Here is a 23,412-nt window from a genome sequence, read left to right on the forward strand (position 1 = left end):
CCGCAATGTGGCAACGGCATGTAAAACGCGCTCTGTCAGCAGACACCTTCACGAGAATTAATAACGAGATCTCCCGTGATGTACTGACCCGGACGCGTTAAACGGGCCTATCCGTAATTTTATGTGCGACGCATATCATGAGGACTAAAGATCATGGATATGCCGATAAAGAAGAGACGCACAGCGGCCGCTCAGGCGGCGGCCCGTGGGCCGCTGCCTGAAGTCCCAATCGAACTGCTGGATCATCTGGTCAAGGGACCGATGACGCCCAGCGAGGTTCAAGACCTGTTCCTGTCGTTCCAGAAGGCGGTGATCGAGCGCACGATGGCCGCCGAGATGAACCTGCCTCTGGACTATCGGCCAGGCGAGGACAAGCCCGAAGGCCAGGCCAACGAGCGCAACGGCGCCAGCGGCAAGACGGTGCTGACCGAGCATGGCGCGGTGCGCGTGGAGCTTCCGCGCGACCGGGACGGCTCCTTCGCCCCGATCCTGATCCCCAAGCACGAACGACGCGTCACCGGGTTCGATGACCGGATCATCGCCATGTACGCCCGGGGCATGAGCGTGCGCGAGATCCAGGCGTTCCTGGCCGAGAGCTACGGCACCGAGGTCTCGCCGGACTTCATCAGCTCGATCACCGACGAGGTCATGGCCGAGACGATTGCCTGGCAGAACCGGCCGCTGGAGGCGATGTACCCGGTGGTATTCTTCGACGCGCTGCGGGTCAAGATCCGTGACGACGGCGGGGTCAGCAACAAGGCGGTGTACCTGGCGCTGGGTGTGCAGGCCGACGGCCAGCGCGACGTGCTGGGCTTGTGGGTCGAGCAGACCGAGGGGGCCAAGTTCTGGCTCAAGGTCTTCAATGAACTCAAGACCCGAGGGTGCCAGGACATCCTGATCGCCGTGGTCGACGGCCTGAAGGGCCTGGCCGACGCCATCGCCATGGCCTTCCCGCGCACGAACGTGCAGACCTGCATCGTGCATCTGATCCGCAACAGCCTGGATTACGCGGGCTGGAAGGTTCGCAAGGCCGTGGCGCCGCCCTGCGCCCGATCTACGCGGCCGCCAGCACACAAGCGGCCGAGCAGGCGCTGCAGGCGTTCGCCGATGGACCTTGGGGAACCAGGTACCCCACGATCGTCGCTGCCTGGCAACGGGCCTGGGAGAACGTCACGCCATTCTTCGTGTTTCCGCCAGACATCAGGCGCGTGATCTACACGACCAACGCCATCGAGAGCTTGAACATGCAGCTGCGCAAGATCATCAAAACGCGAGGCCACTTCCCAACGGATGAGGCCGCCATCAAGCTCCTATGGCTGGCGCTACGCAACGTGCTGGCCAAGTCCGTCAGAGCGACCTTCGACTGGAAAGTCGCCATGAACCAGTTTGCTACCCTGTTCGGCGAACGGTTTACGGCGGCGCGGGGATAACGACTTTTAAAACGCCTCGCCCACAAAAATACGGACAGGCCCGACTGACTGAGAGGACGTCCGTATCATCGATTGTCCAATTAAGCTGCACAGTCCGTTCCAACACGTTTTTGCAAGGTATAAATTCATGCGTTGAACACCCACCCGCTATAGCTTCATCTGGTATTCTTCAATATCTAGGCGAGCGTCACCTGGGCACAACGGCAGTATGTATCGCATACTCGTCATACGCTCCGAATTGGCGGTAGGCAATAAAACCTCTATCCAATCTCTATCCTTGTTTTCGATCAACGCCACCCTGTTTCTGACGAGGGTGCTTAGAAGTTGGCAAATGTCTTTTCCGATCGAGATCAGTTCATCAATGTCGATAGAATAAAGCGTCTCTAAATGCAGGAGGTTGCGATCGTCAAACAGTGTTTGAATGTTTCGTCGAATCACATCCACAGAGATGTCAGGCAGCATTACGCTCCCCGCATGTGCAGCTCCCATGGACGTTTTGTTTTGCAGTATAAAAACTGAACCAGAAGTCTCGCTCCGTCGCCGCCGAAGCTCTTCTTCACTGAGCTTCCCACCCAAGCCATTCAGGCAAAGCTTCAAACCGTGCTTGTATTGGGAGTGAGCATCCCGGTACCGTTCGTAAAATCGAACGGCGGACTCGTGCTTGGAAATGAGCCTTTTCACGCCTTCCGAATACTGTTGGAGCGATGAATGCATAGCGTCCACGTCTTGGCGAGCTAAGCTAACTGCTACAGTCGAAATGGGTGGCAGGAAGAAGAGGCGCTCAGTCTGCTCGCGAGAGAGTTGTCGAAGACGACTCGCGATATTCACGATAGAGCCTGCTGAATAGGAGACCGTGTGTTTGACAAAGTAGAGCTTTTCTCGAATGAACTTCAGGAGACCGAGATAGTCTTCGCAATACATGACAACCTCGGACATCGCATCCGCCAAAATTCCGTTCGTCAAATTCTTGTATGTCACAGTGTCGTAGTCAAAGTAGCCTTCGCCGTAAGAGTCTTGGAGAACACCTTTGAGCCGTTCGCGTTCTCGTAAAGTCTCCCTCAGAGCAAGCAACTTGTGAAGGCGCCAAAAGCGGTCGTAATAGGTAAAGTAGAGCTGTATTTGATGATCATTGGCGATACGCCTTTCTTCAACTCGCATATCAAGTAAGATTCCACGTAGTCCACGGAAGATGGTGGGTCGACACGCATGGCCGAACGTATTGGCGTTACGAGCACTACAGCCTGCATCACCAAGCATACGTATAAGCAGTGGCGGCGGCAGCTTGTTGAGTGACGGCTTTAACGCAGTATTGTAGATGGCAGGGCAGCGCGCCCCGCAAATCACGTCTTTCGGCCAAGAGTTACCAGTGACAGCAATCCAAATCGGACACTCAATGTCTTAAGCCGCGCCGGGAAGCGGTGCCGGCTTGAACGAATTGCTGGCTCGCGTAGCGTTTGTCGTACCGAAGTGGTTTTGCCAGAACCGCTCAATCTCATTGATGTTTTCGTCTAGGTCGACATTGCAGATGAAAGACAGCCGCATGACCTCCCCCGCTTGAACAGCCTGCGCCATGCGTCGGTGGATAGCACGGAATTCGGTAGGCTTGCCTTTGCGGTATGGCCGGCCGGCCAGAAGGTTATTCACGTTACGGCGGTACTGGGTGCGAGGCCTATCCGCGCCGCGCGACGCTTTGCCGACATACCTGCAACAAACCATGCCTTCCGAATCAAAAATCTCCCAGAGATAGATGAGTGCCCGCGACGTGTTGACCTCGCTCGGGACTTCCGTGAATTGCATCTGGAGCTGTGACATGGGCCCTAACGATTGAATTTAGCGGTCGTTGTAGGCGATCCGTTGGAATGAAGTGTTACGCGATTTCTTGGATTGCACGATGAATTCGTTCCATCAGATGCCGAAAGTGCATGTGATCCGATTTCTCCTCGCATCGAACCAGCAACTCCTCTGTTTCTCTCATCAACATATGAAGTTGCTCCACCCGCTCAGGCATGGGAACCCGTTTCGCACTTTGAATTTTCTCCAAACTGGTGGAGATGCGTTCAAACTCGATCGCCGTGATGGAGCCCCGGCGAGACACACGCCCTCGATCATGAAGGGAGTACTCCATCAATTTACGTAGTTCCTGAATCTCCGCTTGAAGCACACTAAGCGCGAGCTCTCCTTTCCCCCCCTTGAGTTCAGGAATCTTCGCTGGTTGATTCAGAGCCAATAGTTTCACGATCGAATTGACGTTGCCAGTGTCCGCATCAGCAGCAACCGTTGCTTCTATGGCGTCCTTAAGCTCCCCTTGACTACGAAGGACATCGTGGTACTTCATGTCCTTCGAGTACTCTAGATAGCGAAGGGGCGCGATGTCGAAGATCTTCGGAGTACCACTTTCTTGAATTAGGACCACTGGCCTGTCGAACGCTTGGCGTATACCAAGCTCGAATAGGACGTTTGGATTTCTGCTACTGAGATCACAGATTGCGATAGGCGCCTCTATCAGTCTTTTAAGAATGTCGAGGTGGATCAGATTGGTTGCTTTGATCTCATCGGCTCGAACTGCGCGATAGCCCGCATTGACACAGGACGGCGCCACAATGTTGTCGTAGACATGCTTGAAATGCCCTTGCGGATATCCATCTGCATCGGCAATGGGCATGATGATGAAGCAATCCTTGGCCTCAGACATAGCTACTATATCTCCATGTTGCGTCACGTAAAATATACTGCGCCACCCAAAGGCCATATCCAGCACTAACGGTCAAAATTGGCACGAAAAAAATACCGCCAGGGGCTTATAGCTGGGCGCTACGGCACGTCTGCCGGGTGCTATTACGGCACCACATTTAGCCATGAAACCCGCCGCCCCTCTGTGTTGCTGGCTACATGATTGCCGGATGGGGCACGCGCCAATTAGTTACAATAGGTATATTCTACACACTCCCCGGTACGCCTGAGGGTGAAATTGCACGATGCGCGGCATTCGCCGGACATGGGCCGGCAGGAAATCGACGCTTTTCTGGCCATCCTGACCACTGCACGGCGGGTGCCCATGCACCTACAGTCTTGCTAAGTTGTCGGCTTTCGAGCTTGTAGCTGCATGGCGGCTCGGGAGCGAAAGCGAACGTTTGCAAAGATCGCCTCCGTCCCCAGCGAAATCGATCTAAAAAATATAGTTATGTTGATTTATTTTTCCCACCACGCATAGGATTTGGCTGTTGCCAGTTTTATCGGATTCGATGCCCATGAGCTTGAAAGATGCGATTGTTGTTGCTGGGGCCGGGCTTTATCGCAGGACATCTCCCCAAGAAAAGAGAGCCCACCGTCCCACTCTTGCTCTCAAAAGCAAACTGTATTGGTGAAATAGCGTATGAAAGCCAGGATTGGACCAAACGGGGTGCATCTCTTCGATCGAATGTCAGGTTTAAATGTTCTGCTGGACGAGTTGCTCCCGAAAGAGGCGGTTTGGTCAATAGCACCTCGCCAGATATCCATCGCACTCACAAATGTCTGCGATCTTCATTGCGCGTACTGTTATGCCCCGAAGCATAAGGCGTCGCTGCGTACAGAGCAGTTGCTCGGCTGGTTGACGGAGTTGGACACTGAAGGATGCCTCGGTGTCGGTTTCGGCGGCGGAGAACCGACGCTGCATCCCAACTTCGTCGATATATGCACCCGAACGGCGCAAGAAACTCAGCTGGCCGTCACCTTCACGACGCATGGCCATCGCCTGACTCCACAGATGATCGGGCAGCTAAGAGGCTCAGTCCATTTCGTACGCATCAGCGTCGACGGCACAGATCGTACCTATGAAGAGCAACGCGGGAAGCCGTTTTCCAGCCTACTCAGCGCCATGGAGTTGATCGCGAAGCTCTCGCCCTTTGGAATCAACGTAGTAGTCAACGAGCGGACGATCGCAGAACTTGATGCGGTGGCAGAGCTCGCGCAGACAGTTGGGGCTAGCGAATTGCTGCTGCTGCCTCAGCAACAAACCAATGCGGTCGCAGGCATGGGCCGGGCAGTCAATTTAGCGCTCCAAGACTGGGTCTCAAAATACAGAGGCACCGTTCGTTTGGCGGTTAGTGAAGCTGGTGCATCGGGGCTTCCGACATGCGACCCGTTTCCAGATGAACGAGGTACTCAAGGCTACGCACACATCGACGCGTCCGGCATGCTGCGAGCAAGTTCTTACGCGACGGTTGGCTCGAAGATTGGAGCTGCGGGCGTCATTTCGGCGCTCACGCAACTTAGAACTACCTTCAATATCAAACAGGAGATGCAACCATGAAGATCTGGAACGGGTACGGGTCCGAGCACTCTATGAATTTGGTTCTTATTGGAAAGTTCAAGAAAGCGCAAGATGCAGAGAAAGTCGAGAAAGACATTAAGAAACTGAGCGAGCAGGCTCTAAAAGATGAGAGTCACACCCTTGCCTTTGACCCCGCCCCGGAAGATCTGAGATTTTCGGAGGACATGCTCTCGTTGCTGCGAAGCCTGAGACTGCACACCTTGGGACCCGTTGAGCTCGGCCAGCTGGCATCGGACCATCGACTAGAGCGCGAGGAAAATCGAATTACCGTCAAGACAGACGAAGCTGACATATCCGCGTTCTTAAAGTTGTTCATCGAAGCCGGGGCTAAAGTCGAAGTATTCTCGGCGCACGACTACCCGGCCGATTCAGCCAATGCGAGCTGACGGAGAACATACCGATGCCTGAAGTCAATTGGAACGTATTCCTCAGTCTGCCTGGCGCTGCAACCGAGAACTTCGAAAAGCTTTGCCGCGCTCTGGTGCGTCGTCATTACGGCCGCTTCGGTCGTTTCAAACAACGCGCGAACCAGCCTGGGGTGGAGTTCCACCTCGAACTGACAGAATCTTGCGAGCTTGGAGCGCCGCCACACTGGGTCGGTTGGCAATGCAAGTGGTACGAACTTGAAAACGGAGAAGGCTTGGGAGCCTCACGTCGTAAAACGATCATTGGAGGACTCGAGAAAACGCAAAAGCATGTCAAAGGAGTTACTGACTGGAAACTCTGGACACGACACACGTTGACGGCGGACGACCAACAGTGGTTCTTTGCTCTAGAACAGGACCGTTTCCCTGAATACAAGTTGGACCTGCTGACCGCAGCCGATATCGAGGAACTTCTGGTTGGTCCGGCGGCGCTACTTCGGGAAACCTACTTCGGCGAGCTTGTCCTGACTCCTGAGAAAATCGCTGAACAATACAGGCTCGCCGCAGCTCCGTTCAAGCGTCGATACCAGCCAGACGTCCATGTTCCCGTTGGCGCCGAAACAAAGGTGTTCAAACGCCTGGGCCGTCTGAGCGCGTGGGAATCACTGAAGACGCTCTCCCGTACCCTCAGGAAGACTTGCGCGGAAATTTTTTCGCTGACGGAGCAGGTCAAAACAGAGATAAAGGTGGAAATCGAAGAGCTCTTGGCCAGGGCCACTGGACTAGCTAACCTGCTCGATGAATTGCATGCGGCGCTCGAACAGGGGGACTTTGACGCCGTAAGGCAATCACTCGCCTCGAATCCGCCACAGGCGGTGCGCTTTGAGAGGCTGCTCTCGAAGCTACGTGGAACGCGTTTCGAGGGAGCTCCGTTGGCAGCGAATCTGGTCGCCGACATCCATGCAGTGTCCTACGCGTTGCTCGGACTCGAACGATCGATCAGCGTGCGAGTTGTCGCCGTGCTTGCAGCTGCCGGCGAAGGAAAATCTGAGTTAGCCGTCAAAGTGACGCAAGCCGATGGTGATTACCCTGGTGGTGTCTTGCTGCTAGGAAAGAATCTTCATACAGGGCAGACGCTTGACGATTTAGTGTCTGCCTTCAAGATTTCCGGCAGGCCTGCGGAGAGCTTCGACCGACTGGTTGAAGCTGTCGATGCAGCAGGGCAGCGAGCAGGCAAGCGCATCCCCATCGTTATTGACGGCCTGAATGAAGCAGAAGACCCAAGAAACTGGGCAGATGAGCTCGCTCGGGCGGATGAGCTGCTAAAGGAGTTTCCCTACGTCTTGCTAGTTGTGACGCTGCGGAATGAGTTCGCGCCGATGTGCCTGCCCGATGATTTTCCCAGGCTTGAGCACAACGGGTTCCAGGAAGATCCGCAGGCTGCTATTGACAAGTACTTCAGCTACTACAAGATCGACGCCACCGACGCTGACCTGCCCATCGAGCTACTGCAGCATCCGTTGACTCTGAGGATCTTTTGCGAGGTAGCGAACGCTCATCGCCGTCATATCGTCGGGGTAGAGGCGTTGCCCACCTCGCTCGCAAGCCTGTTCGAAGAACACTTCAAGAAGGTTGGCGCGCGAATTGCCGAACTCTCATCGACTACGCATCGCATCTATCAGCAGGAAGTTCAGGAGGCGCTGCTGACGCTCGCACGCCTGCTCTGGGAGGGCAATGCAAGAAGCGTTGAGTTTCGAACTGCGCGGACCGCCATGGGAGACGTGGGCAGTTGGAACGCCAGCGTCGTGCGCGCGCTGGAGTCCGAAGGCGTTCTCATTCGGACGACTTTTGGCGAAGGAAGCCAAGGCATCGCATTCTCGTACGACCTGATGGCGGGTCACATGATGGCGTGCCACCTGCTCTCCCAACCGTCGTTGGCGCAATGGCTGCAAAGCGACGAAGGAAATGCTCAGCTTAGATTCAATCAGACTGGATCGCACACCTTCGCCTATGACGTGTTCCAGGCTTTGGTTGGTCTGTACCCACACCGGCCGGGCAGACGCCAACTTTGGCAAGACCTATCAGACAAGACCCTAGTCATGAACGCCCTTCTATTGACAGTGCAATCCGATCCTGGGCAGATCGGTCGAGAAACGGTGGAGCGATTCGCGCGTGCAATACAGGAATCGACGCGGTTCGCCCAGCTCGCCTTCAAGAGGCTCCGGAGCACACGGGCGGCGCGAGCGCATCCGTTTGACATGGACTTCCTTCACGGCGTGCTGCTTGCGATGTCCAACACACAACGAGATCTGCTCTGGACAGAATGGATTCGCAAAAACTCAGAGGAAGCAGAAAGCGATTTCAGGTCCCTGTCTGCCAGATGGAGATCAGGAGCGCTGGACGAGCGAGAGATTCGTCGGGCTCGCTGGGTCATGTGGACGCTCACGTCCACCTCTAGAGGCCTGCGTGATCTGGCGACGAAGACCTTGTACGACTTCGCTGTCAGGCGGACTGCAGAGTTTTTTGACTTGGTACTCGAAGCTGTTGCCATTTCTGACCCCTATGTGCCCGAGCGGATGTTCGCCGCGGCCTATGGGGCAGCGCTGGCCACCTGGTCTGATGTCAACGCCGTGGAGATGCGCGAGACCCTGCCTAGAGTTGCGCGCGAAATCTATCAAGCGATGTTCGCGCCTGGTGCGCCCCATCCGACTTGGCACGCTCTTTATAGACAGTACTGCCTGGGGATCATCGCCATTGCACAGATGATTGATTCGACGTGCTTGTCAAAAGACGAGAAGGCCCATCTCCTTCCACCATTCAACCATCTTCCCACCCCCTTTTTGAACATGCCACATTTTGATGCGGGTGTGATCGAACGGGCGAGGCACGGGGCGATTCGAATGGACTTCGGAAACTATACGGTGGGGAAACTGATCCCCGGTCGGTCGAACTACGACGAGGACAACCCGGAGTACCAACAAGTGCTGTCGGCAATCGTTTCGCGAATGCTGGTGCTTGGTTATGACCCACAACAGTTCGAAATCGTGGACCGGCAGATGAATTCCGGCTCTCGCATGGGCAGTGACAAGCACAAAGTCGATCGCTACGGGAAGAAATACGGCTGGATCGCCTACTTCGAAATGTGGGGCTCCCGGCACGCGCTGGGTCTACTCGAAAAGCGGCGTGGTGCGCGGCCCTCAGATGCAGACATTGACCCGACGTTTCCACTCGAGGCCCAGGTAGTTGAGCTGACCCTCCCGGACTTGTTTAGCGGTCAGCCTACCGAGATTGGTGACTGGATCGTGAGGGGGCCGCAGCCAGACTACCGCAGCATCCTCGAGGTTGCTGAGGTAGATGGCCTGAGCGGGCCGTGGGTTGTACTTGATGGATTTCTCGAACAAACAGCAGCTGACGATCGCCAGGTCTTTACTTTTCTCCGAGGCGTACTTGTGGAGAACGGAGAAACTGATCGCCTGTGCGCGCTGTTCTCAGGCCTAGAGTACCCTGGTAATCAAGCCATCCCCGACGCACCTGGGCAGTACTATACCTATGCAGGTGAAATGCCCTTCTCCTCAATACCTGGTCTACCTGCCACCGGTGAGCACGAAGATGACGGCTACGAGGAGAAGGTATCTACTGATCATTGGTCAGACAGTGGCGTCCCTGTCGATATTCCGGTGCAGAATTACAACTGGGAAAGTTACCACAGCGTGGTGAACCAAAACGGTAGCGCGGTCCTGCCCTCCAAGCAGATCTGTGAGGCTCTGAATCTCCGATATCGTGCGAGAACATGGGACTTATATGATGCTTCAGGCGTGGCGTCCCTGTATCGTGAGGTCGGCGAGGATGATTCGCAAATCAGCGGCTGGTTCAGCTACCTGCGCCGTGATCTTCTTGATAACTACTTGGCGCAGTCTGGCAAGACGCTTGTGTGGCTCATGTGGGGCGAGCGTGGCATTCACTATCGTTCGTCTATAGCAGAAAGCCGCCACCTGCACGATTATTACGTCGACCACCAAGATATTCACAAGCGTTTTCATGTCTATCGGACTGCTTCGAACATTCAATCGTAGGTCAAATTAGATAAGGAGCCAATGCGTCATAACAGCTTGGTAGCACAAACGCGCAGTATGCGAACGGCTCGATAGCTACCTCTTTTCGTGAACGATTTGGATCGTCCTGTCACCGAGGCGAATCCCGGCTGTCTCACGATCGCGCCAGACGACGCACTAGCGCCGCCCCGGCAACATCCGCACCAACGTGTTATCCCGAAACACATAATGATGCAACAACGCCGCAGCGGCATGCAGCCCCACCAGGAAATACCCCACCGTAGCCAAGGTCTCATGCAGCTCCTTGACCTGATCCGCCAGAGCCTTATCCGGCCCCACCAGCGCCGGAACCTCCAACCCAAACAACGGAATCACCTTCCCTCCCGCGCTGAGCGTCAGCCACCCCCAAATCGGCGTGACGATCATGAACGCATACAACGCGTAATGCATCACCCGTGAAAGCACATCCTGCCACCTCGGCATCGGCGGCCGCACGCCAGGCGCCGGGCCCGAAGCCACCCGGATAACCACCCGCAGCACCACCAACCCGATCACACACAACCCGAGCGAGAAATGCAGCGCCTTGACGTTGTCGTACAGATCGGTGCCCTTGGTGGCCAGCCCGCGCAATTCCATACAGGCGTAGACCAATGCCAGGACCACGAGCATGAGCCAGTGCATGGTGATCACCAGGCCTGCGTACTGAGTATCGGAGTTCTTGATTTTCATGTTTCTTCCTTGTCGTCAAAGCGCGCTACGGACAGCCTGGTTCAATAATCGCCCTGCCCTCGGCGCCCTGCGTGGGCGCGTAGGGAGGTCTCCAGGGATCAACATGGGTCATCACGTTCAATACACGATGCCGCTGCATGACGCGCTGGCGCGCTTGCACGGCTATCTTGTGGCCTTCGTCGACAGTCAGCCCGGCGTCGATTTCCAGGTGAGCGTCAACGACGATCATATCCCCCATTTTTCGGGTGCGTAGATCGTGCACGCCTTGAATACCCGGGGTGTCCATCAGGGTGCGCTGGATCGCGGCGGCTTCGCCTTCGTCGATGGCGCGGTCCAGCAGGTCGTGCAAGGCGTCCCAGCCGAAGCTCCAGCCCATTCGGGCCACCATGAAGCCCACGATGGCTGCGGCGATGGGGTCCAGTATCGGGTAGCCCAGCAGGTTGCCGACGATGCCCAGGCCCACCACCAGCGACGACGCCGCGTCGGAGCGCGCATGCCAGGCGTTGGCCACCAGCATGCTGGATTTCACGCGCTTGGCCACGGCAAGCATGTAGCGGAACAAGGCCTCTTTGATGACAAGGGCGGCACAGGCCACCCAGAGCGCGACGAGGTGGACCTGCGGGATCGCGTCGGGCTGCTCCAGCTTGGTCACGGCGGACCACAGCATGCCGCCGCCGACCAGCAGCAGCAAGACGCCCAGCGCCAGGGACGCCGCGGTCTCGTAGCGATAATGGCCGTAGTGGTGGTCCGCGTCGGCTGCTTTCTGGCCATGCCGGTTGGCCAGCAGCACGATGAAGTCGGCGATCAGATCGGAAGAAGAATGAATACCGTCCGCGATCAGGCCCTGCGACTTCGAGAAAATGCCGATGACGATCTGCGCGGTGGCGAGCACCACGTTCACGCCCACGCTTACCCAGGTGCTGCGGGCGGCGGCGCCGGCGCGTTCGGCCGGGCTGTGTTCATCGTCCTCCGGGTCTTCCAGCGGAGGCGGAAAGGCTGTCATGGTGCGTGCTCCCGTTCTTGCAATCTAGCCTTGCGGCGTTCGGGCAGGAGCATAAGCACCGAAACCTGAACGAATGATGAACGTGGAAATGCTGAACTCGAGAAGCCAAGCGTGATGCGGTGACCGCACCTGGCCACGTGGCTTGGCGGCTACCGATACCTGATGGAGAGCGGAAGAAAATCCGTGAGAGGAGCGTTGCGCCCGCTCACGGGGCAAGTGCAGATCAGCCGATCAACCTTGCAAATGCAAGTTCGCTTCAGCCAAGCGCGCTTAACAGCGCATCTGCGGTGACGACTGTGCAGTATTCGCCGTCCAGGTTGGCGAGCGACATGGCGTGAACATCTTCGGCGCTTCGCGCTGACCCATTCCAGTCTGTCCGAGCGAATGTGAAGCAACCGTCAGCCGCGAGCCACACCTGAAAGCCAAGGTTGCCGGCCATGCGGACAGTTGCCTCGACTGAATTGTTCGTTATGACTCCCGCCACGACCAATGCGTCGAGGCCATTGTTGCGAAGCTTCTGTTCCAGATCGGTGCCGATAAACGCACTGTTCGTCTGCTTCGGAATGACCGGTTCTCCCCCTATGGGCGCGGTCTCTGGCTTGAATTCATGCCGGGGCTGGCCTGGGCGGTAGTAAGACGTGGGATCTGTGGAATCATGCCGGACGTGCCAGACCGGCCACCCCTGGGCGCGCCAATAGGCGAGGAGCCGACCGACCTGGCGCTCCGCATCGGGGTTATTTCGCTCGCCCCAACTGGGATGATCAATCGCGCACTGCAAGTCGATCAGCAGAAGTACGGCACCGCGTGGGGAAAGTGGGGAACGCATGTGGACAGGCCGGAGATTTGCGAATCGATTGGATGGTCGAGACGGGGCCGAAAAGCCGGGCGAAACAGACGATACAGCACGACTACCGCGGCCGCGGCGCGACGTTGTCGAACAAACCCAGCGGCTTTGTGGAAAAAGCCCAAAGTCTGCATCGGCTGCACCAGCGCCTGCGGGGCAGCACTATCCCAAGTCGCGTTGGTTGGAAGTGGGCGGTGTGCTTTGACGCGCCCCGTCCCGCCACCCTGGCCAATATGTCGACTGCGCGTGGAGCAGGCCACGCTGAATTCTGCGCCCGCGCCGCGCGCCTTTACCTCTACAGGGTTGGCTGCGGAATCGGCGTGTCTTTCGGCAATGAGCCCTTAATGCGCGCCGGGCAATTCGAGATCCCCCACTTGGTCACGATACCCTTTTCGATCATGAACTTCTCCACGCACACGTGATAGGCGGAAATGGGACCCCACATATCTTCGTACGAAATGATCTTTGCCCCGCTTTCAAGCGTATAGCTCTTTTTGGGCGGTCCCCACTTGGAGATCAATTGCTCTTCTGTGCTGCCGACCCACGGCGCATTGACGTCGTTGTAGGTTTTATTCCGCTTGCCGGTCAGCATGTTCATCTGTGCCGACGTGCATCCCGCGAGCAACGATGGCAGGACAATAAGCAGAGCCAGTTTTTTCATTGTGAGCAATACCACAAAGGTCGAGTATTCAGGGTTGAAGGCTTGATTTTCAAGGCGTCAATGTATCAGAAACCTAGCCGCCCGACAGGACACATTTTCATGGCTGACGGCGGCCACGCTTGCTGTTGGCCCGCCATTCACCTGCCTGGCGCATCGCTCGCGGTCTTCCTGGCCGTCATTGTCACGGTAAAGAACTCGCCACGCTTATCGTCCGACACACGGTCCAATCGGTCACTTCCAAAATCGGTATGTTGCCCCCGCTCGAAGCGGGGGTAATACCCTTTCCAGAAATAGCGCGCCTGTGTGCCGCCATCGAACACTTTTTGAGCCGACAGTTCGGCCACGAAGCGCGTGTCGGCGGCATCCTCCCGCGCGCGCATTGCGACCCGTGCTTCGGTCAATGTCCAATGGCATACCCCGCGTCCATAATAGTCTTCGTCGAGCAGCATGTCGGCATATACGATACCCACGTACTCGGTGGCCGATATACGGGAAAGGCGGAACGATTCGTGGCTGGACATCGTCGGCACGTGACCGGACAGGGCGTTGGATTTCCCGCAGCGGGCGGCGTTGCTGGCGTCGAACTGCACGGTACCCTCCACCACGGTAAACGCCGATTTGCCGTCTGCGGCGCTTGCGAGATCCGATACATTGGCAAGGGTCAGCCGTATTTCATACGCCTGCGCCGGGGCGGGGTTCAGCTTGCGCAGCGCTGGCTTGGGCGCCGTGGAGGTGGCGGCAACCTTGGACGGGGTATCGGCGTGGCCTGGCCCGCCGCAGCCAGCGGCCAGCAGCGTCAAGGCGGATAATGCGAGGCGCAAGGCCGGCGCCGAGGGAAATCGAAAAGAGTGCGGCAAGTCGATGTTTCCTGTCTAGCTGTTGGATTATTCAAAGACGAGCGAACGATTCGTCCATTATCGCTGCGCCGAGGACGGAATTATCGCATCGGCGAGATGAAGGCGTAGCGTTCTTGGCTTGTACGGCCATTCTCCTTGCCGAGGCATGGCGCTCTGAAAACAGCGATGCGTGGAAAAACCTGCATTGCTTCCAATCGCCCACTCGAAATCGGGTACGCTTCGATGCTGGAAAATTCTGGGCTGCACGATATGTGGCAAAAGTTCTGCAAGATGTCGCTGGCGGTGGGCTGGGCGCTTTGGTTGGCTGCCATGGTGTGGTTCACGGTGGGCATGCTGCGGTATGTGCCGTCCGCGGACGCGACGCTGACGCCGATCACCCTTACGCCGGGGCAGACGGCGCGCGCCGAGGTCTACCGCATCCGCGAAGCGCCACTATGGATGGAGGCGCGTTTCGGCGGCCCGATGGGCAGAAAGCGGCCCGAATTGGGAGAACACACCACGCGTTTGGGGGCGCCGGGCGCAGTCGCCGAACCAGGAGAGCCGGTGCGGATTCGTGTGCGCGATGGCGGGGACCTGGACGTAGTGATGGTTGCGGCTCCGCGCAGCAGCGCCAGCGCGACGCATTTCTACCGCAAGCTCTGGCCGGAAAGTCATATAGATGGCACGCTGCCGGAGACCACCCCGCCCTTTCCGAAGCTGGCAAAGGGGACTTCGCCGCTTACCTTCACGGTGGAAGAGGTCGGGCCGACGCTTCAGGGCGAGCAGATCGAACTGGAAATCAGCGCACCTATCGGCCTCAAGCGTACCGCGCCCGGCTGGAGCGATGTCTCCACCTTCATTTTTTGGCCCTTCATCGCCGCGATCCTGGGTATTTGGGCACTGGTGTGGGCGGGGCTGACGTGGTGGTATCGGCGCCGGGTCCGGCGGTAGCGTCTTTGTTGGCCCGAAAGTAATTCCGGATAATGGCAATGGCCGTAGTAGTGGTCCGCGTCGGCTGCTTTCTGGCCATGCCGGTTGGCCAGCAGCACGATGAAGTCGGCGATCAGATCGGAAGAAGAATGAATACCGTCCGCGATCAGGCCCTGCGACTTCGAGAAAATGCCGATGACGATCTGGGCGGTGGCGAGCACCACGTTCACGCCCACGCTCACCCAGGTGCTGCGGGCGGCGGCGACCGCGCGTTCGGCCGGGCTGTGTCCATCGTCCTCCGGGTCTTCCAGCGGAGGCGGAAAGGCGGTCATGGTTCGGGCTCCCGTTCTTGCAATTTAGCCTTGCGGCGTTCGGGCTGGAGCAGAAGCACCGAATCCTGAACGGATGATGAACGTGGATTGGCGGGGCATTGCGCCCCGCTCATGGCCCGGCCCGTAATGAGACGTACTGATCAGGTCAACCTCAGCACGCCGCGTTCGCCTGGCTGGGCGACCACGGCCTCGCGTCGCGCGGCATCCTCGCGCAAGCGGAATACCCCGACCGCTCTCACCAACGCATGCGCCTGGTCCTGCATCGAGCCCGCCGCGGCCGCGGCTTCTTCGACCAGCGCGGCGTTCTGCTGGGTCACTTCGTCCATTTGCGACACGGCGCGGTTGACCTGCTCGATGCCGGAGGCCTGTTCCTGCGATGCCGCGGCGATCTCGCCCATGATGTCCGTCACGCGCTTGACCGAGGCGACCACTTCTTGCATGGTGGTGCCTGCGTTTTCCGCCTGGCCCGCGCCCTCGGCCACCTTGCTGACGGACGCTTCGATCAGCGTCTTGACCTCGCGCGCGGCCTGCGCGCTGCGTTGCGCCAACGACCGCACCTCGCCCGCGACCACCGCGAAGCCCTTGCCCTGCTCGCCCGCCCTGGCCGCTTCAACGGCGGCGTTCAGCGCCAGGATGTTGGTCTGGAACGCGATCCCGTCGATGACCGAGACAATCTCGGAAATCTTGCGCGAGCTCGCGGAAATATCGCCCATCGTGCTGACCACCGCCGACACGACGGCGCCGCCGCGCTGGGCGACTTCGGAGGCGCTTGCCGCCAGTTGATTGGCCTGGCGCGCGTTATCGGCATTCTGCTTGACGGTGGACGCCAGTTCTTCCATCGATGCGGCGGTTTCTTCCAGCGACGCGGCCTGCTCCTCGGTCCGGCTGGACAAGTCGGTGTTGCCGGCCGCGATCTGCCCCGCTGCGCTGGAGATGGTTTCGGACCCGGCGCGAATGGTGCGGACGGCGCCGGCCAGCTTGTCCTGCATATCGTGCAGCGCGCGCAGCAGCCGGCCGGTTTCATCGCGGGTGACCGCTAGGATGGGCTGCCCCAGGTCGCCACGCGCCACGGTCTCGGCCACCGACACAGCCTGGGCAAGCGGCGCCGTGATCGACTTGGACACCCGCCACGCGAACAGGCCGCCCAGCACGACGGCCATGGCCGACAGGATCAGGTTCAACATGCCCGCGTTGTCGATCACCCGCTGGCTGTCGGCGCCGGCGTCCACCATCTCTGCGGATTGAATCCGGGAGATCTCGATGACGCGGTCTTGCAGGCCATCCAGAAGCGGAAGGGTCTCGTCCAGCAAGCGCTGGCGAGCGGCGTCGCGCTCACCACGCTTGAGGAGTGCGCCCACGCCCTGGAATGACTTCACGTAGCGGCCGCGCACGTCTTCCAACAGCCGCAGCTTCTGACGTTCGTCTTCGGTGCGGAACAACGGCCGCAGGGTCTCCAGCGCCTGGTCGATCGTTTTCCGATTGGTGTCGATGCGAGCGAACAGCGTTTCGGCGGTGCGGGGATCGGTGTTGACGATCAGTTCGAGATTGGCGCGCGCATTGGCGCGCGTCGTCACGTCGATAATGTTGATGGCATTCGCTTTGGCCCAGGTCTGTTCGGTGATCGCTCGGTTGATGCCGCCGATGTGGGTCAGTTCGTATTGCGACAGGCCGGTAAGCGCCAGTAATAGCGCGAGTACGGTGCCGAAGCCCAGGGTCAGCCGGGTGCCAATGGAGAGGTTGCCAAACAGGTTGCCAAGAGTGAAACGCGAGCGCATGGATTTGTATTACGACAAAGGGAAAACCCTAGTGTAAAAACCATGACATATATTGCAACGATCTTGTAATTGAAGTTTGCGATTTCGCATGGCAGGGGGAAATTTTTTGTGGCTGGCAGCGGCCTCGATACCTTGACGAAGTCAAGCGACTTGCCGTTTTTTTTTCCAACGCTCCGTCCCGCACCGCCCGCACCTGCCCTGGCGGGGCGACGTTCTTAAGCTGATCGTGGCGACTGACACGGAGCAACGTAAAATGCCAGGCCTCCTGTCTCCACTTGCTTCCCCACTTGCTTTCCTTATGAACCTTGACCGACTGCGCCGCGAATTTCCCGACTACGACATCGCCACCCTGCCGACGCTGCCCGAAGGGTATGTCGATGCGTCGAGCTACATCGATGCCGCTCCTTCATTCGAGAACGAGGAACGCGGCTTGAAGGTGTATGTCGACTACGCCGAGTATGCCGATCGCGAATCCGGCAGAAGCCAGCGCTTCTGTGTCTCGCGCTACGACGAGGAAGCCGGCGACTACGAGGACGTCGCCCTGTCGACCAACGATTGGGCCGAAGTCATCCGCTTCCTGACCGCCTGAACGCCCTCGCCGGGGGGATCGGTTTACGAGTCGATCTTGATGCCATCCCGCAAAATCGCCAGCCTTTGCAACCAGCGCTGCGAGTTGCAGGGAACCAGCAAATCCCGTCAGTCGTCCCCTGCCCCCGCCGATGCATTCCTGGCCTCGGCCAGCGCCACCGTCAGATGCATCACCTTCTTCTTCAACTGATCCCTTTCATCCGTCAGCCGCGCCAGCAACTCCCGTAGCCGCGCCACCTCCGCCGGCAAATCCGCGATATTCTCGATCGGAATATCCGGCACCGCCTCTTTCGGCGGCGGCGCCTTGGCCTGGCGCACTTCGCGCGCCGCCTGCTGCAGTTCCTTCCTGCCGCCAGCCACCGCCGCGGCCTGCCGCTCCGGCGGCAAGGTCGCGACCGCCGCCGCGGCGTTGATGGAGATCGCGCCGTCCTTCACCGCCCGCACCAGCTCCGGCGCGGCGGCTTTCTGGATTTTCTCGATCTGCCCCAGCGTGTTGCTGCTGATGCGTGCCTCGCGCGCCAGCGCCTGGCGGCTCAATGCAGCCGCGGGCGGGATGGGCGGCGGTTCGGGCGGCGGCGTGGTGCCGTCGTCTTCCCATGGCGGTACGCTGCGCGATTGCAGGATCTCTTTCTTGCGCAGCGCCAGCACCCCGCGCTGGAAATCCGACACGCTGCGCCGGCCCAGGTGGTTCTCGATCATCCACAGGTGCACGTCGTCCATCGACTTGAACGAGGTGTTCTGGCGCGTTTCGAACGGAATGCCGTGCTTCATGCACAGCGCGTAGCGGTTGTGGCCGTCGATCAGCAGGTCGCCCCACAGCACCAGCGCGTCGCGGCAGCCTTCGGCCAGCAGGCTGCGTTCGAGCGCCTCGCGCTCGTCGTCGGTCAAGGGGTCAATATAGGCACGCAGGCCTTCGTCAATCCTGATATCCATGGTGTCCAAAAAAATTCAAGCCCGACTCGCGTTGCCCTGCTCCGCCAAAGCAGCGCCGCCTGTGGCTGGCTAGGCCTGCGGCCCTTCCAGCGCAATGCGCACGGCTTCCAGACGAGCGCGCGGGTCCGTCAGCGCCAGCAACCGGACCTTGTCGGCCGCCGGCAGCGGCAGCAGTTCGCACCAGCGGTCGGCCACCCAGGCGCATTCATCCAGGCGGTACGGCGGCGCCACCGGCATGCGGTCGGCGGGCACGCCTTCCTGCTGCCATTGCGCCACCAACCTCCCCAACGCGTCGGCGCAGGGTTGCAGCGGCGCCGGCACGGGCAGCGGCGGGTCGTCGGGGATGGGGTCGATTTCGCCCATCCAAAGACCGTATTTTGCCAGTTGGCTGGAAACCAGCCGGAAGCGGCTCGTTCCCACGCAGCGCAATTGCAGCAAGGCGGGCATGGGCGCGTCCCAGGCGTCGATGCGGGCCAGCGTGCCGACGTCGGCCAGGACCTCCTGGCCTTCGGGCGACCGGACCTCGTTGCCGGCCAGCAGCGCGACCACGCCGAACTCGGTGCCGTCGGCGATGCAGCGGCGGATCATGTCCAGGTAGCGCACTTCGAAGATGCGCAGGTGCAGCACGCCGGCGGGGAACAGCGCGTTGGACAGCGGGAACAGCGGAATGGTCGCCATGGCGGCGCCCTACTTCACGGCGAAGGCGTCGTCGACCGGCACCTGCATGGCGGTGACCAGCGCGTTGGTCTGGGCGGCCATGCCGATGACGGCGAGCAGTTCGGCGTGCTGGCCGTCGGTCATGCCCTTGGCGCGGGCGGCGGCGGTGTGGGAATGGATGCAGTAGCTGCAACCGTTGGCGGTGGACACCGCGATGTAGATCATCTCGCGCACCAGGGGCGGGATTTCGCCGTCGGCCATCATGACCTGCTTGAGCTGTTCCCAGACGCGCTTGAGCTGGGCCGGGTCGTTGGCCAGGGCGCGCCAGAAGTTATTGACGAAATCGGATTTGCGGGTGGCGCGGATGTCTTCGAACACCGCCCACGCCTCGGGGATCTTGCGCGCTTCTTCATCCGACAACAGATGCACCGTAGCCATATGCCGCTCCAACAGGTAAGGCCGGGCGGCGGCGTGCCGCCCGCGCCATGTCCCATTGAACTGGAAAGCCCGGCGCGGTTCAAGGCGCGGGCGGATCGCCGCAACGCGCCTGGAATGTCCCCGCGTCTACCTCATGGCATCGCCTGCGCCGATCTTCCGGCGACATCCATGCCCGCCCTTGCCGCGACATCGGCCCGGCCCTCACGGCGACATATGCGCCGGCTTGAACGGTTCCAGCGGATAGCGCGGCCGGTTGCGCCGCTGGTACGGGAACAGCGAAAAGTCCGAACTGGTGACGCCCGGGCTGTCGCATTCGACCAGGGCGCACGAGATCGGCACGAACACCGGGCGGCAGTACATGCGCGATTTGACCAGGATGAAGCGGGCCTCGCGCGGGTCGATGCCCAGGCTTTCGAAGACGCCCAGGTCCCAGGGTTCGTGGGTGCGTTCGGTGATGACCAGTTGCGCGGCGCCGATGTCGAGCACGGCGCTGCGGCCCATGCAGGCGGTCTGGCCGGTGTAGGTGGGGCCGGTGATGACGTAGCTGCCGTCGGTGATGGCGCGCACGGTGCCCGTCAGCGTGACCGGCGCGGCGGGGCGGCCGATGGCGGGGATGGGCCGTTTGTTGCCCACGGGGAGTTCCACCTGGGCGCCCTGCCCGGCCGCGATCATGGCGGCAACGGCTTCGGGGTCGCAGTACAGGCCGGCGACGATGCCGGTCAGGCCGGCGCCGACGGCGGCCACCAGCACGTCCATGGTGTCGCAGGTGCCGCCGGACATGCAGTTGTCGCCGTGGTCCAGCAGCAGCACGGGACGGTCGGCGCCGCGCGCCAGGGCGACGGCGCGGTCGAGCGAGGCGGCCAGAGGTTCGGCTTCGTAGACGAAGCCGTCGCGGTCGTCCCAGATGGCGGCGGCCAGGCCGGCCGCGACGCGGTCGGCGGCCTCGGCGTCGCCGGCGGCGACCACGATGACGCTCAGGCACGGGTCGGGGATGTCGGCCAGGGCGAAGCCGGCCAGCACCGACACGCCCAGCATGCCGCCGGCTTCGGCGCCGCGCGCGGCCTGGACGGCGCGGCGCATGGCGCCTTCGGCGGTGTTGCTGCGCAGGGTGTGGGTCATGAGCGGCAGGCGGCGCCAGGCCATGCGCGGGCGCGGGCCGCCGGCCAGCCAGTCGAACAGGATGCGGCCGGCGTGCTCGCCGGTTTCGTACATGTCGATGTGCGGGTAGGTCTTGAAGCTGATGATGACGTCGGCGTTGTCGATCATCTTTTGCGTGACGTTGCCGTGCAGGTCCAGGGCGACGGCGATCGGCACGCCGGGGGCTTGCTGGCGCAGGCGTTCGAGCAGGTCGCCCTCGCCGTCGTCGGTGGTTTCGACGGCCATGGCGCCGTGCAGGTCCAGCAGCAGCGCGTCGCAGCCGGCGGCGGCGGCGACGATGCGGTCGCACAGTTCACGATAGGCCTGGCCGTCGACGCGGCCGCTGGGGTACGCGGTGGCGGACACGGGCGTGACCAGCGTGGCGCCCCGCGCCTCGGCCAGGTCGATGAATGCCGACATGGCGGTGCGCTTGCCGTGGTTCTCGTCGTAGGCGGCGCGGTCGTAGGTGGGGCCGTCGTTGCCGAAGGCGGACAGTGGCGTGGGCACCGGCGAAAAGGTGTTGGTCTCGTGGTTCATGCGGGCGATCATGACTTTCATGCCTTGCCTCCGTTGTTGCTGTTGTTCTGCGGGTCGGGGCGCGCGCCGCCCAGGCCCAGTTTTTCCATGGCTTCGCTGGCCTCGACGATCATGGCGGCGACCTCGGCCACGCTGACCCGCAGGCCGGTGGCGCGGGTTCGCATATGTTCGTAGGCGGCGCGTTCGTCCAGGCGCTGGTGGTCCATCAGCACGCGGATCGCCTTTTCGATCACGCGGCGCGCCTTGATGGTGCTTTCCAGCTTGTCGATCTTGTTCTGCTGGCGGTTCTGGAACTGCTTGGCCGAGCGCGCCAGCACCAGGGTGCTGAGGATGCCGGCCGAGCGGAAGGGCCGCGTCAGCACGCCGTGGGCGTTGGTCTTGAGCAGTTGCTTCAAGGTGGTCGGGGTTTCGTATTCGGACAGCGCGATAAGGGTGGCGTCGACCTCGCTGGCGGACCAGGCGAACGGGTTCTGGCCGCATTGCGAGACCTGGAAGAACACCACGTCGGCGCCGGCGGGCGGCTTGTCAGGGAACGGCCACACCAGGTGGATGCGGCAGCCGATGCGCTTGAGCTGCTCGACCAGCAGGTCGCGGTCTTCGCCGGGCGGATAGGCCACGGCGACGGCCACGCTGCGCAGGTCTTCGTAAAGGCGGCGGAGGCTATGGTCCATGCTCACACCAGCCAGAATTCGTCCAGGCCGAAGGCCGTCAGGTAGGGGTCCGGCTTTACCGGTTCGCCGCTGGCCCAGACGATGTCGAAGCGGCCGTCGGCGCGGCAGACGCCGATGCGCGGGGTCAGGACGCTGTGGTTGTTCTCGGCCAGAATGGTCAGGCGGCCGCCGGGCGCGTCGAAACCCACCTGGTGCACCGCCTGCGCCAGCTTGCGCGTGTCCAGGCTGCCGGCGCGCTGCAGGGCGCGCGCGAACAGGTGCACCTGGCTGTAGCAGGCCTCGGCGTAGACGCTGGTGGGCCGCTCGCCGAAGCGGGCGCGCCAGCGTTCCAGGAAGTGGGCGTTGGCGGCCGAGTCGACGGTGTTGAAGTAGGTGGCGGCGGTGATGTGGCCCGCGCAGAGGCCGGGGCCGATTTCGGCCACCTCGGATTCGGCCATGGTGAGGCTGGCGATGGGGATGTGCGGCGCGCCCGGGTCGGCCTCGCAGGCGGCGTGGTAGCGGCGGTAGAAGCGCTGGGCGTCGTCGCCGATCAGGGTCGAGAACACCACGTCGGGCTTGATGCGGCGGATGTCGCGCACCACGTCGATGATATCGCTTTCGTCGCAGCCCAGCGGCAGGTAGGTTTCGTCCAGGATTTCGCCGCCGTGTTCCTCGACGGTGTCGCGCATGATGCGGTTGGTTTCGCGCGGGTAGATGTAGTCGGCGCCGACCAGGAAGATGCGCTTGCCGCAGTGCTGGATCAGGTAGGCGGCCAGCTGCATGCTGCCCTGGTTGGGCGCGGCGCCGGTGTAGATGATGTTGGGCGAATACTCGAAGCCTTCGTAGACCGAGGCATACCAGAGCAGCGCGTTGTTGCGCTCGATCACCGGCAGCATGGCCTTGCGGCAGTGCGAGGTGCAGCCGCCGAAGATCACGTTGACCTCGTCGTCCAGCAACAGGCGCGCGGCCAGGCGGCGGTATTCCTCGGCGTCGCTGCGCGGGTCGTAGACCACCGGTTCCAGCGGCCGGCCCAGCACGCCGCCGAGCGCGTTGATTTCCTCGACCGCCAGCACGGTGCCGAAGAAATGCTGCGATTCGGTGGTGCCGGTCACGCCGCTGCGGGAGTACAGCACGCCGATGCGCCATCCCGGCGTGGCGGCGTCCCTGTCAGTGCGGGCAGTCATAAGCGCATCCTTCTACGAA

20 protein-coding genes and 2 pseudogenes are annotated in these 23,412 nt (G+C 60.6%); 6 read left to right on the forward strand and 16 right to left on the reverse strand.

Annotated elements, in window-relative coordinates; translation table 11 throughout:
- Positions 1-159 precede the first annotated feature (159 nt).
- Positions 160-1,430 (forward strand): annotated as a pseudogene (locus tag ACVN9Z_RS22855) (IS256 family transposase).
- A 147-nt stretch (positions 1,431-1,577) separates the two neighbouring features.
- Here the strand turns inward: ACVN9Z_RS22855 and ACVN9Z_RS22860 are convergent.
- The 3 genes from ACVN9Z_RS22860 to ACVN9Z_RS22870 form a co-directional block, all read right to left on the reverse strand.
- Positions 1,578-2,588, reverse strand: a complete 1,011-nt coding sequence (locus tag ACVN9Z_RS22860; protein WP_053501347.1) for a hypothetical protein — start codon at positions 2,586-2,588, stop codon at positions 1,578-1,580.
- 240 nt (positions 2,589-2,828) lie between these two features.
- Positions 2,829-3,242 carry a hypothetical protein gene (locus ACVN9Z_RS22865; RefSeq protein WP_053514831.1) on the reverse strand — a complete coding sequence of 138 codons (414 nt, stop codon included), beginning with the start codon at positions 3,240-3,242 and terminating at the stop codon, positions 2,829-2,831.
- 55 nt (positions 3,243-3,297) lie between these two features.
- Positions 3,298-4,122, reverse strand: a complete 825-nt coding sequence (locus ACVN9Z_RS22870; RefSeq protein ID WP_053501346.1) for a hypothetical protein — start codon at positions 4,120-4,122, stop codon at positions 3,298-3,300.
- A gap of 681 nt (positions 4,123-4,803) precedes the next feature.
- On the opposite strand from ACVN9Z_RS22870, the gene ACVN9Z_RS22875 reads away from it, so the two are divergent.
- Genes ACVN9Z_RS22875 through ACVN9Z_RS22885 form a run of 3 tightly spaced genes read left to right on the forward strand, consistent with a single transcriptional unit; the run spans position 4,804 to position 10,180 of the window.
- Positions 4,804-5,721, forward strand: a complete 918-nt coding sequence (locus ACVN9Z_RS22875; protein ID WP_054484057.1) for a radical SAM protein — start codon at positions 4,804-4,806, stop codon at positions 5,719-5,721.
- Positions 5,718-6,128, forward strand: a complete 411-nt coding sequence (locus ACVN9Z_RS22880) for a DUF6375 family protein (protein WP_053500923.1) — start codon at positions 5,718-5,720, stop codon at positions 6,126-6,128. The genes ACVN9Z_RS22875 and ACVN9Z_RS22880 overlap by 4 nt, the downstream gene beginning before the upstream one ends.
- 14 nt (positions 6,129-6,142) lie before the next feature.
- The gene (locus ACVN9Z_RS22885) at positions 6,143-10,180 is read left to right on the forward strand and encodes a hypothetical protein (protein ID WP_458212673.1); all 4,038 of its coding nucleotides are present in this window, start codon (positions 6,143-6,145) and stop codon (positions 10,178-10,180) included.
- Positions 10,181-10,336: 156 nt separating this feature from the next.
- On the opposite strand, the gene ACVN9Z_RS22890 is transcribed toward ACVN9Z_RS22885, so the two are convergent.
- From ACVN9Z_RS22890 to ACVN9Z_RS22910, 5 genes are all read right to left on the reverse strand, one after another.
- Complete coding sequence (locus tag ACVN9Z_RS22890) at positions 10,337-10,888, reverse strand: cytochrome b (protein WP_458212674.1); 552 nt, start codon at positions 10,886-10,888, stop codon at positions 10,337-10,339.
- A 25-nt stretch (positions 10,889-10,913) separates the two neighbouring features.
- Positions 10,914-11,891, reverse strand: a complete 978-nt coding sequence (locus tag ACVN9Z_RS22895; RefSeq protein ID WP_112957641.1) for a cation diffusion facilitator family transporter — start codon at positions 11,889-11,891, stop codon at positions 10,914-10,916.
- Between the two features lie 256 nt (positions 11,892-12,147).
- Positions 12,148-12,717 carry a cysteine hydrolase family protein gene (locus ACVN9Z_RS22900; RefSeq protein ID WP_458212675.1) on the reverse strand — a complete coding sequence of 190 codons (570 nt, stop codon included), beginning with the start codon at positions 12,715-12,717 and terminating at the stop codon, positions 12,148-12,150.
- A gap of 313 nt (positions 12,718-13,030) precedes the next feature.
- Entirely contained in the window at positions 13,031-13,396 is a 366-nt protein-coding gene (locus ACVN9Z_RS22905) for a hypothetical protein (RefSeq protein WP_026384357.1), read from the reverse strand.
- Between the two features lie 137 nt (positions 13,397-13,533).
- Positions 13,534-14,196 carry a hypothetical protein gene (locus tag ACVN9Z_RS22910; RefSeq protein WP_232066885.1) on the reverse strand — a complete coding sequence of 221 codons (663 nt, stop codon included), beginning with the start codon at positions 14,194-14,196 and terminating at the stop codon, positions 13,534-13,536.
- A 222-nt stretch (positions 14,197-14,418) separates the two neighbouring features.
- Between ACVN9Z_RS22910 and ACVN9Z_RS22915 the strand changes: the two genes are divergently transcribed.
- A complete protein-coding gene (locus ACVN9Z_RS22915; RefSeq protein WP_458212676.1) occupies positions 14,419-15,183 on the forward strand; it encodes a hypothetical protein in 765 nt (254 codons plus the stop codon).
- 29 nt (positions 15,184-15,212) lie between these two features.
- Here the strand turns inward: ACVN9Z_RS22915 and ACVN9Z_RS22920 are convergent.
- A pseudogene (locus ACVN9Z_RS22920) lies at positions 15,213-15,494 on the reverse strand (cation diffusion facilitator family transporter); the annotation flags it as partial.
- Positions 15,495-15,634: 140 nt separating this feature from the next.
- Complete coding sequence (locus ACVN9Z_RS22925; protein WP_458212677.1) at positions 15,635-17,269, reverse strand: methyl-accepting chemotaxis protein; 1,635 nt, start codon at positions 17,267-17,269, stop codon at positions 15,635-15,637.
- 298 nt (positions 17,270-17,567) lie between these two features.
- Between ACVN9Z_RS22925 and ACVN9Z_RS22930 the strand changes: the two genes are divergently transcribed.
- The gene (locus ACVN9Z_RS22930; RefSeq protein ID WP_020927956.1) at positions 17,568-17,858 is read left to right on the forward strand and encodes a hypothetical protein; all 291 of its coding nucleotides are present in this window, start codon (positions 17,568-17,570) and stop codon (positions 17,856-17,858) included.
- Positions 17,859-17,965: 107 nt separating this feature from the next.
- On the opposite strand, the gene ACVN9Z_RS22935 is transcribed toward ACVN9Z_RS22930, so the two are convergent.
- From ACVN9Z_RS22935 to ACVN9Z_RS22960, 6 genes are all read right to left on the reverse strand, one after another.
- Positions 17,966-18,790, reverse strand: coding sequence for a ParB N-terminal domain-containing protein (locus ACVN9Z_RS22935; RefSeq protein WP_054472387.1), 825 nt, complete (start codon positions 18,788-18,790; stop codon positions 17,966-17,968).
- Positions 18,791-18,859: 69 nt separating this feature from the next.
- Positions 18,860-19,468: an LON peptidase substrate-binding domain-containing protein gene (locus ACVN9Z_RS22940; RefSeq protein ID WP_047990950.1), complete on the reverse strand. Its 609-nt coding sequence runs from the start codon at positions 19,466-19,468 to the stop codon at positions 18,860-18,862.
- Positions 19,469-19,477: 9 nt separating this feature from the next.
- Positions 19,478-19,885 (reverse strand): carboxymuconolactone decarboxylase family protein, encoded by a 408-nt coding sequence (locus ACVN9Z_RS22945; protein ID WP_054438142.1) that lies wholly within the window; start codon positions 19,883-19,885, stop codon positions 19,478-19,480.
- A 201-nt stretch (positions 19,886-20,086) separates the two neighbouring features.
- Positions 20,087-21,580: a M81 family metallopeptidase gene (locus tag ACVN9Z_RS22950; RefSeq protein ID WP_458212678.1), complete on the reverse strand. Its 1,494-nt coding sequence runs from the start codon at positions 21,578-21,580 to the stop codon at positions 20,087-20,089.
- Positions 21,577-22,230: an ANTAR domain-containing response regulator gene (locus ACVN9Z_RS22955; RefSeq protein WP_006386262.1), complete on the reverse strand. Its 654-nt coding sequence runs from the start codon at positions 22,228-22,230 to the stop codon at positions 21,577-21,579. Before ACVN9Z_RS22955 ends, ACVN9Z_RS22950 begins: the two co-directional genes overlap by 4 nt.
- A gap of 2 nt (positions 22,231-22,232) precedes the next feature.
- The gene (locus ACVN9Z_RS22960) at positions 22,233-23,393 is read right to left on the reverse strand and encodes a transporter substrate-binding domain-containing protein (protein ID WP_458212679.1); all 1,161 of its coding nucleotides are present in this window, start codon (positions 23,391-23,393) and stop codon (positions 22,233-22,235) included.
- Between the last annotated feature and the right edge of the window lie 19 nt (positions 23,394-23,412).

This window comes from Achromobacter sp. KK8 (genome assembly GCF_054188005.1).

Bases quoted from the DNA above. Each gene is read 5' to 3' on its own strand.
- ACVN9Z_RS22860 (WP_053501347.1), bottom strand. From the start codon at position 2,588: ATGCGAGTTGAAGAAAGGCGTATCGCCAATGATCATCAAATACAGCTC.
- ACVN9Z_RS22865 (WP_053514831.1), bottom strand. From the start codon at position 3,242: ATGTCACAGCTCCAGATGCAATTCACGGAAGTCCCGAGCGAGGTCAAC.
- ACVN9Z_RS22870 (WP_053501346.1), bottom strand. From the start codon at position 4,122: ATGTCTGAGGCCAAGGATTGCTTCATCATCATGCCCATTGCCGATGCA.
- ACVN9Z_RS22875 (WP_054484057.1), top strand. From the start codon at position 4,804: ATGAAAGCCAGGATTGGACCAAACGGGGTGCATCTCTTCGATCGAATG.
- ACVN9Z_RS22880 (WP_053500923.1), top strand. From the start codon at position 5,718: ATGAAGATCTGGAACGGGTACGGGTCCGAGCACTCTATGAATTTGGTT.
- ACVN9Z_RS22885 (WP_458212673.1), top strand. From the start codon at position 6,143: ATGCCTGAAGTCAATTGGAACGTATTCCTCAGTCTGCCTGGCGCTGCA.
- ACVN9Z_RS22890 (WP_458212674.1), bottom strand. From the start codon at position 10,888: ATGAAAATCAAGAACTCCGATACTCAGTACGCAGGCCTGGTGATCACC.
- ACVN9Z_RS22895 (WP_112957641.1), bottom strand. From the start codon at position 11,891: ATGACAGCCTTTCCGCCTCCGCTGGAAGACCCGGAGGACGATGAACAC.
- ACVN9Z_RS22900 (WP_458212675.1), bottom strand. From the start codon at position 12,717: ATGCGTTCCCCACTTTCCCCACGCGGTGCCGTACTTCTGCTGATCGAC.
- ACVN9Z_RS22905 (WP_026384357.1), bottom strand. From the start codon at position 13,396: ATGAAAAAACTGGCTCTGCTTATTGTCCTGCCATCGTTGCTCGCGGGA.
- ACVN9Z_RS22915 (WP_458212676.1), top strand. From the start codon at position 14,419: ATGCGTGGAAAAACCTGCATTGCTTCCAATCGCCCACTCGAAATCGGG.
- ACVN9Z_RS22925 (WP_458212677.1), bottom strand. From the start codon at position 17,269: ATGCGCTCGCGTTTCACTCTTGGCAACCTGTTTGGCAACCTCTCCATT.
- ACVN9Z_RS22930 (WP_020927956.1), top strand. From the start codon at position 17,568: ATGAACCTTGACCGACTGCGCCGCGAATTTCCCGACTACGACATCGCC.
- ACVN9Z_RS22935 (WP_054472387.1), bottom strand. From the start codon at position 18,790: ATGGATATCAGGATTGACGAAGGCCTGCGTGCCTATATTGACCCCTTG.
- ACVN9Z_RS22940 (WP_047990950.1), bottom strand. From the start codon at position 19,468: ATGGCGACCATTCCGCTGTTCCCGCTGTCCAACGCGCTGTTCCCCGCC.
- ACVN9Z_RS22945 (WP_054438142.1), bottom strand. From the start codon at position 19,885: ATGGCTACGGTGCATCTGTTGTCGGATGAAGAAGCGCGCAAGATCCCC.
- ACVN9Z_RS22950 (WP_458212678.1), bottom strand. From the start codon at position 21,580: ATGAAAGTCATGATCGCCCGCATGAACCACGAGACCAACACCTTTTCG.
- ACVN9Z_RS22955 (WP_006386262.1), bottom strand. From the start codon at position 22,230: ATGGACCATAGCCTCCGCCGCCTTTACGAAGACCTGCGCAGCGTGGCC.
- ACVN9Z_RS22960 (WP_458212679.1), bottom strand. From the start codon at position 23,393: ATGACTGCCCGCACTGACAGGGACGCCGCCACGCCGGGATGGCGCATC.